Here is a 7,445-nt window from a genome sequence, read left to right as displayed (position 1 = left end):
TGTACACTCCCTCGGTCTCGTTCGCATTTGCCTCGCATCGGCTCGCTTAAATTAAGCGAGATCTTTCTGTGTGCGGCATCTGCTTTGTTAAATGCTTCCTCATCCTCGGTCATGTACGGTTGTACACTCCCTCGGTCTCGTTCGCATTTGCCTCGCATCGGCTCACTTTATGTAGCAACCGTTTTTGTCATCACTGCGAAAGCGGAGATCCGTGGATCCGGGATAAACGCTAGGCGTTTTCCGGGATGGCGACTTTTTTAGGCCGCAATCCTCAATAAGCCAATCATGATGCCCTGGATTTTGATGCGCTGCGCTTCAAATTCCATGGCGGCGTGGTCGGCGTTGGCCGGTTGTAACACGATTTTATTTTTGCTCGGTTGATAGAAACGCTTGAGGGTGGCAGATTCTTCGTCAACCAGAGCGACGACAACATCACCATTTTTAGCAGTGTTGCTGTGCACACACACCACAAGGTCACCGTCGAAAATGCCTTCTTCAATCATGGAGTCGCCAGAGACTTTTAAAATATAGCGATCATCGCCTAGCAAAGTGCGAGCCAAATCGATGGTTTCAATCCCGGGGATGGCTTCGATGGGGCGGCCAGCGGCAATTTTACCCAGTAGGGGAAGGCAGAAGTTTTCATCCTTTTCCGGTTCTGAGAGTTCGATGTTACGTCGCTTACCTTCAACCAGGCGGAGCATCCCAACTTCCTCCAGTTGCTTGATATAGCGGTGTGTAACCCCCGTCGACTTCAAGCCAAGCCCTCGGGCAATTTCTGCCACCGTGGGCGCGTAGTCATGCAGCTTGATGTAGTCCTTAATAAACGAGAGGGTGTCCCTCATGCGCGGTGTTTTCATCTTCCTTCCCCTGTTATCGTATTTGTGATTTGAGTATGAGAACAAAATGAGAATAAGTCAAGTTTTATTCTTTTTCGACGAATGACCAACGGTTTCGTCCTGAAGCGACTTGTTTTTACGTGGATATTACGTTAGATTGATCAAAAATTGATTGATTACTGTGAACAAAGAGAGGAAAAAATGACCTTAACTTCGAAATGGGCGTTCATTTTCTCAACGGGGATTGCTTTAGCGGCCTTCTCGCAATCTGCTTTCGCTATGGAGTTGCAGACCTGCCCACCCGCGTTTCCTCAGACCCTGGACGTGAGCCACTGGACTCTATTGCAAGATGTACCTGCGGCCGGTCCGGGCGCCCCTTTTTCATACGCGCAAATTTTTAGCAGTAAGCTCGAGTGTGCTTATGATCTTGGTGGTATGCTTGGTCCAACGCTTCAGATTAAATACAATAACCCAACCTCGGTGCCGATGAACAAGGAGGGTGTGCAACCTCCTTGGGCTCCCTATACTATTGATCAAAAATCGGGCTATAAGTGTGCTGAAACTGCTCAGCACTGCGCATTCTATGGGATCTAAAGTTCACGATTAATGTCTAAGCATGACCATGCTTAATTCGCCTTATTTTCTAAGGCTTGTTTCGATGCGTTTTTTGAATTTACGGCTTCACTAATAGGGCGCTCTGACTTGACATTCAAGGCTAAGCTTCGTATCGTCTGCGCACAATCATGACAAGCCTGGGATGGTCAAAAATGTTCCTTATTGAATTAGTGCTATTGTTCGGTCTTTTCTTCGGCTTGGCTTATGTTCGTGCGTCACGCTTAGTGTGGACGCCGGTCTTTTTTGTTCTGTTATTTCTCATGAGCTGGATCCCTGAGTTTCACGGTTTTATTTTATTAGCCGCCTGGCTGATATTTATAGTGGTTGGTGTTTTTGCTAATGCTAATCTATGTCGTCGTCACTTCATTACACGTTTTTTAATTAACGCAGCACGCAGGGTATTGCCGCCAATTAGCCAAACTGAGCGCGAAGCCTTAGAGGCGGGTACGGTTTGGTGGGAAGGCGATTTGTTTTCAGGCAAACCCAATTGGAAAAAATTGCACGCTATGCCAAAGCCTGGCTTAAGCCAAGAAGAGCAGGCTTTTATCGATAAGCAAACGCAACGCTTATGCGAAATGATTGACGATTGGCAGGTCATTCATGATCGTGATATGAATAAAGAAACCTGGGATTTTATCAAGCGCGAAAAATTTTTCGGTATGTTGATTCCTAAACAATACGGCGGGCTTGGTTTTTCAGCGTTGGCGCAGTCAACGGTGGTCTCTAAAATCGCGGCTAAAAGTATTTCAGCGGCCGTGTCTGTGATGGTCCCCAACTCTTTAGGCCCTGCTGAGTTATTATTGCATTATGGTACGGATGAGCAAAAAAACTATTATTTACCTCGTTTGGCCACCGCCGAAGAAATCCCTTGTTTTGCTTTAACCTCTGAAGAAGCCGGCAGCGATGCGGGCGCGATGCTTGATCGTGGTGTCGTTTGCAAAGGGATGCATGAAGGCAAAGAAATGCTAGGTATTCGCCTAAATTGGTCGAAACGTTATATCACTTTGTGTCCTATCGCCACCGTATTAGGTCTGGCGTTTAAGCTTTTCGATCCAGAACATCTATTGGGTGACAAAGAAGCCTTAGGCATTACATGTGCTTTGATTCCCACGAAGCATCCTGGCGTTGAAACTGGCAAGCGCCATTTGCCTATGTACTTAGCGTTTATGAACGGCCCTACACGCGGTAAAGATGTGTTTATCCCGCTGGATTGGATCATTGGTGGCCCTGACATGGCCGGCAAAGGCTGGCGCATGTTGATGGAATGCTTGTCAGTGGGGCGTGCGATTTCACTGCCGGCATTGAGTACAGCGGGCGGTAAACGAAGCTTTAGAATGACCGGTGCTTATGCACGTTTGCGTCAACAGTTTCGCGTGCCGATTGGTAAGTTTGAGGGTGTGGCTGAAGCCATGGCGGATATCGCGGGTAAAACCTATTTGCTCGAAGCCACGCGTTTGATGACAGCAGGCGCGCTAGGGCTTGATGCTAAGCCAGCCATTGCGTCTGCTATTGCAAAATATCACATGACAGAAATGTGTCGCGATGTGATCAATCACGCGATGGATATTCATTCCGGCAAAGGTATTCAAACAGGCCCGAGCAACTACTTGGCCAATGGTTATATTTCATTGCCGATTGCCATCACGGTAGAAGGTGCGAACATTCTTACGCGTAACTTGATGATCTTTGGTCAAGGTTCTGTGCGCTGCCATCCGTATTTATATCATGAGCTTGAAGCGTTGATGGATGAAGACAAAGCGCGTGGCTTAAAACAATTTGATAAATACCTGATTAAACACATCGGCTATGCTGTGAGCAATTTATCGCGCAGTTTGCTGATGGGTTTGAGCGAGGCTGCTTGGGTCCGTGTGCCTACACAGGGCGCATTGGCAAAATACTATCGCCAATTGACGCGGATGAGTTCAGCCTTGGCCTTGGTTTCAGATATGGCGTTTTTGATATTGGGCGGTGAGCTTAAGCGCAAAGAAAGTTTGTCAGCGCGTTTAGGCGACGTGTTAAGCCATCTTTATATGGCGACCGCGGCGATTAAGTTTTACCGTGACTCGGGCCAGCCTAAAGAAGACTTGCCGGCGTTGACCTGGTGTTTGAAGCGTGCGTTGTATGAAATTCAAGAGGCGTTTTACGGTGTGTTTGAAAACTTTCCCAAGGCAGGCGTGGGCGGCTTTTTGCGCTTGATGGTGTTTCCTTATGGTCGTGCCTACAAGCAGCCAAGCTTTGATTTGTCGCACAAGCTCGCTCAAATAATGATGGATAAAGGTGGTTTTCGTGATCGCTTGACTCAACACTGCTATGTTGGGCATGACAGTACAACGCCAAGCGGTAAAATCGAGGTGGCTTTCGAGGCTTTGATCAAAGTCGAGCCTTTATTAAAACGCTTAAACCAAGCCTTAAAAGACAAAGTTTTTGGTCGTGATGACACCTTTGATGAGCGTGTTGTAAAAGCGAAAGCCGCAGGTTTGATCAATGAACCTGAAGCAAAACAACTATTAGATTATGATGCATTGCTATTTGATGCGATGCGTGTGGATGAATTTAACCATGAAGAATTGAGCTGGCAGCATAATGTCAGTAGCAATGCCGAATCATAACAGGGGGAAAACATGTCGAAACCTATTTATATCATTGATGCTAATCGCACGCCGTTTTTAAAAGCACGCGGTAAACCAGGTCCATTTGCCGCCGCGGATTTGGCGGTTTATGCGGCCCGAGAAATCTTGGCTCGCCAACCCGTTAAGGCGGAAGAGATTGGCGAAGTGGTCACAGGTTGCATGATTCCAAGTCCTGATGAAGCCAATATTGCGCGCATTATCGGCTTGCGTTTGGGTTGTGGTGACAAGGTCCCGGGCTACACGGTGCAGCGTAACTGTGCTTCTGGCATGCAGGCGATCGACAGTGCGTACAAAGATTTAACATTAGGTCGACACGATGTGGTTTTGGCCGGCGGTACAGAAGCGATGAGTCGTGCCCCCCTGCTGTATAATGACAAAATGGTTTTGTGGTTTGCCGGTATGATGCGTTGCAAAACCATGGGCCAGCGCTTGAAACATTTTACAAAAATGCGACCACAATGGGTTTTTTCACCGATTATTTCTTTGCTACATGGCCTAAGTGATCCCATCAGTGGTTTATCGATGGGACAAACGGCTGAGATTGTCGCCGATCATTTTGGTATTTCTCGTCAAGAGATGGATGCGTTTTCTGCTCGCAGTCATGCCCGTTTGGCCAAGGCGATCGATGACGGTGTGTTTGAAAAAGAAATCACAGCCATTTTTGACCAAGCCGGTAATGTATACAGCGAGGATGATGGTTTGCGTCGTGATAGTACGGAAGACAACTTGAAAAAACTCAAGCCGTTTTTTGATAAACAATTCGGTAAAGTCACCGCAGCAAACAGTTCACAAGTCACTGACGGCGCCTGTTTTTTAATGTTGGCGACAGAAGAGGGTGTGAAAAAACACGGCTTGAAACCGATGGCGGTGATTCGCGACATCGAGTGGGCCGCGTTAAATCCAGACGAAATGGGCTTGGGTCCTGTTCATGCGGTGACGCCTATTCTTAAACGTCAGGGTTTGGATTTAAATGCGCCGGATGTTTGGGAAATCAATGAAGCGTTTGCAAGCCAAGTATTAGGTTGTATTCGAGCATGGAATGATGCAAATTATTGCAAAAAGTTTTTGGGGCTGGATCACGCAATGGGTTTGCTCGATGAAAACAAACTCAATATCGACGGCGGTGCAGTAGCACAAGGCCATCCAGTAGGGGCGAGTGGTGCTCGAATTGTTCAGCACACAGTCAATATTTTAAAGCGTAAAAATGCAAAACTGGGTATCGCTTCGATTTGTATCGGGGGTGGTCAAGGTGGCGCCATGTTAATTGAAAATGTAGAAGGGTAATGGTGATGACAATGAATACCTTAACACACTGGAAAGTTGAAGAAAAAGCCAACGGCGTGGTGTGGTTGCACATCGACCGTGACGGCGAAAAGGTCAATACTTTTAATGTGCCGCTCTTGGAAGAGTTGGGCGAAATTCTTACGTGGCTTGAAGCTAATAAGTCTGCTAAAGGCGTGGTGATTACCTCAGCCAAAAAAACAGGCTTTGTTATGGGTGCCGACATTGAGCAGTTCACAAAAGTTAAAGATTTCGACCAAGCGTATGCCTTTATTAAATCTGCACACGACTTGTTTGATCGCCTAGAAGCCTTGAAAGTTCCCACATTGGCGTTGATTAATGGCATGTGTTTAGGTGGCGGCATGGAGCTTGCCTTGGCGTGTGATTATCGTATTGTGGTTGAAGATGAGAAAAGTAAGCTCGGCTTGCCTGAAATTAAACTGGGTATTTTCCCAGGCTGGGGCGGCTCAGTTCGCTTGCCGCGCTTAATTGGTGCAGTCAAAGCGATGGGCTTGATGCTCACAGGCCAGTTGGTCTCGGGTAAGGCGGCGTATAAGATGGGGATTGTCGATGCAGCAACGCCTGCTCGCCATCTGGAAACGGCTGCTAATGCGTTTATGGCTAAACTACCCAAAAAACACGCGCCCAGTAAATTAGAAGCGCTCACAAATATAAGCTTGGTGCGTAAAATCTTGGCCGACCGGATGCGTAAACAAGTTGCTAAAAAAGCGAGAAAAGATCATTACCCAGCGCCTTATAAGCTTATTGCTAACTGGGAGCGTCATGGTGTGACAAAAAAAGCGTTTGATGGTGAGGCAAAAGCGGTTGCTGAATTAGTGTTGGGCGATACAGCTCAAAACCTAATCCGCGTGTTTTTCTTGCAGCAACGATTGAAAGGCTTGGCTAAGGGTATTGAGTTTAAGCCCACGCACGTTCACGTGATCGGTGCCGGTACCATGGGTGGCGATATCGCTGCGTGGTGTGCTCTGCGCGGCATGACTGTCACACTTCAAGACCGTGAGGCAAAATATATCGCGCCTGCGATGAAGCGTGCGGCAAAACTGTACCAAAAGAAATTGAAAAAACCCCATTTGGTGCAATTGGCGTTTGATCGCTTAGTACCTGACGTGGAAGGTCGTGGTGTGGCCCAAGCCGATGTGGTGATCGAGGCCATTTTTGAAAATCTTGAGGCCAAGCAACAATTGTTTAAAGACCTTGAGTCAAAAATGAAGCCCGGTGCCATTATGGCAAGCAATACCTCGAGTATTCCACTTGATGAAATCAATGCTGTCTTAAGTCAACCCGAGCGTTTAGTCGGCATCCACTTTTTTAACCCAGTAGCCATGATGCCCTTGGTTGAAGTTGTGAATGGTGATAAAACTTCGGCTGAGGTGAAAGATAAAGCGGTGGCCTTTGTGAATGCGATGAATAAGTTACCGGTTGTGGCAAAATCACGTCCGGGTTTCTTAGTCAATCGCTGTTTGTTGCCTTACATGTCCGAAGCGCTAAGCCTTCACGAAGAGGGCGTGCCTTTAGCAACCATCGACCGTGTAGCGGAAAATTTTGGCATGCCGATGGGGCCTGTCGAACTGTCTGATATGGTCGGCCTGGATGTCTGTTATCACGTGTTGCAAAATTTTGTTGAAAACTTCGGTGGTAGTGTGCCTAAAGCGCTAAAAGAAAAAGTCGATGCGAAAATGCTGGGTGCTAAAACAGGTGAGGGTTTTTATACGTTTGATCCGAAAACCAAGAAAGCGATTAAACCAGAAGCCGGTCAGTGTAAAATGAGCGATGATGATATTTGCGATCGCTTGATTTTGCGTATGCTTAATGAGTGCGTTGCGTGTTTACGCGAACAGATTGTCGACGATGCCGATACATTGGATGCCGGTATGATTTTTGGTACAGGCTTTGCACCGTTTAGAGGTGGTCCGATTCATTACGCGAAAACCCGCGGAGTAAGCCAGTGTTTATCACGTTTGAATGAATTAGCCGAGAAATATGGCGAGCATCTAAACGCTGATGACTACTGGAAAACGTTGGTGGGTGAATGCCTATCAACCGTGAAAGCAAATTAAGGCTG

Annotated in this window: 5 protein-coding genes; 4 read left to right on the top strand and 1 reads right to left on the bottom strand. The window is 47.1% G+C overall.

Annotated elements, in window-relative coordinates; translation table 11 throughout:
- Positions 1–257: 257 nt before the first annotated feature.
- Positions 258–857 (bottom strand): repressor LexA, encoded by a 600-nt coding sequence (locus COV52_07045; GenBank protein ID PIR10795.1) that lies wholly within the window; start codon positions 855–857, stop codon positions 258–260.
- 180 nt (positions 858–1,037) lie between these two features.
- Between COV52_07045 and COV52_07040 the strand changes: the two genes are divergently transcribed.
- The 4 genes from COV52_07040 (at position 1,038) to COV52_07025 (ending at position 7,440) form a co-directional block, all read left to right on the top strand.
- Positions 1,038–1,430 carry a hypothetical protein gene (locus COV52_07040; protein ID PIR10794.1) on the top strand — a complete coding sequence of 131 codons (393 nt, stop codon included), beginning with the start codon at positions 1,038–1,040 and terminating at the stop codon, positions 1,428–1,430.
- Positions 1,431–1,603: 173 nt separating this feature from the next.
- Complete coding sequence (gene fadE / locus COV52_07035) at positions 1,604–4,060, top strand: acyl-CoA dehydrogenase (protein PIR10793.1); 2,457 nt, start codon at positions 1,604–1,606, stop codon at positions 4,058–4,060.
- 12 nt (positions 4,061–4,072) lie between these two features.
- On the top strand, positions 4,073–5,365 hold the full coding sequence (locus COV52_07030) for an acetyl-CoA C-acyltransferase (protein PIR10792.1): 1,293 nt from the start codon (positions 4,073–4,075) through the stop codon (positions 5,363–5,365).
- 11 nt (positions 5,366–5,376) lie between these two features.
- Positions 5,377–7,440, top strand: a complete 2,064-nt coding sequence (locus COV52_07025; protein PIR10864.1) for a crotonase — start codon at positions 5,377–5,379, stop codon at positions 7,438–7,440.
- Positions 7,441–7,445: the final 5 nt, after the last annotated feature.

The organism is Gammaproteobacteria bacterium CG11_big_fil_rev_8_21_14_0_20_46_22 (genome assembly GCA_002796245.1).
Classification (GTDB): Bacteria; Pseudomonadota; Gammaproteobacteria; order UBA12402; family UBA12402; genus 1-14-0-20-46-22.
The sequence above is the reverse complement of the archived record's forward strand: the minus strand, read 5'-3'. Positions and strand labels throughout refer to the sequence as shown.

Coding starts and splice junctions, on each gene's coding strand:
- COV52_07045 (PIR10795.1), bottom strand. CDS start 857: ATGAAAACACCGCGCATGAGGGACACCCTCTCGTTTATTAAGGACTAC.
- COV52_07040 (PIR10794.1), top strand. CDS start 1,038: ATGACCTTAACTTCGAAATGGGCGTTCATTTTCTCAACGGGGATTGCT.
- fadE (PIR10793.1), top strand. CDS start 1,604: ATGTTCCTTATTGAATTAGTGCTATTGTTCGGTCTTTTCTTCGGCTTG.
- COV52_07030 (PIR10792.1), top strand. CDS start 4,073: ATGTCGAAACCTATTTATATCATTGATGCTAATCGCACGCCGTTTTTA.
- COV52_07025 (PIR10864.1), top strand. CDS start 5,377: ATGAATACCTTAACACACTGGAAAGTTGAAGAAAAAGCCAACGGCGTG.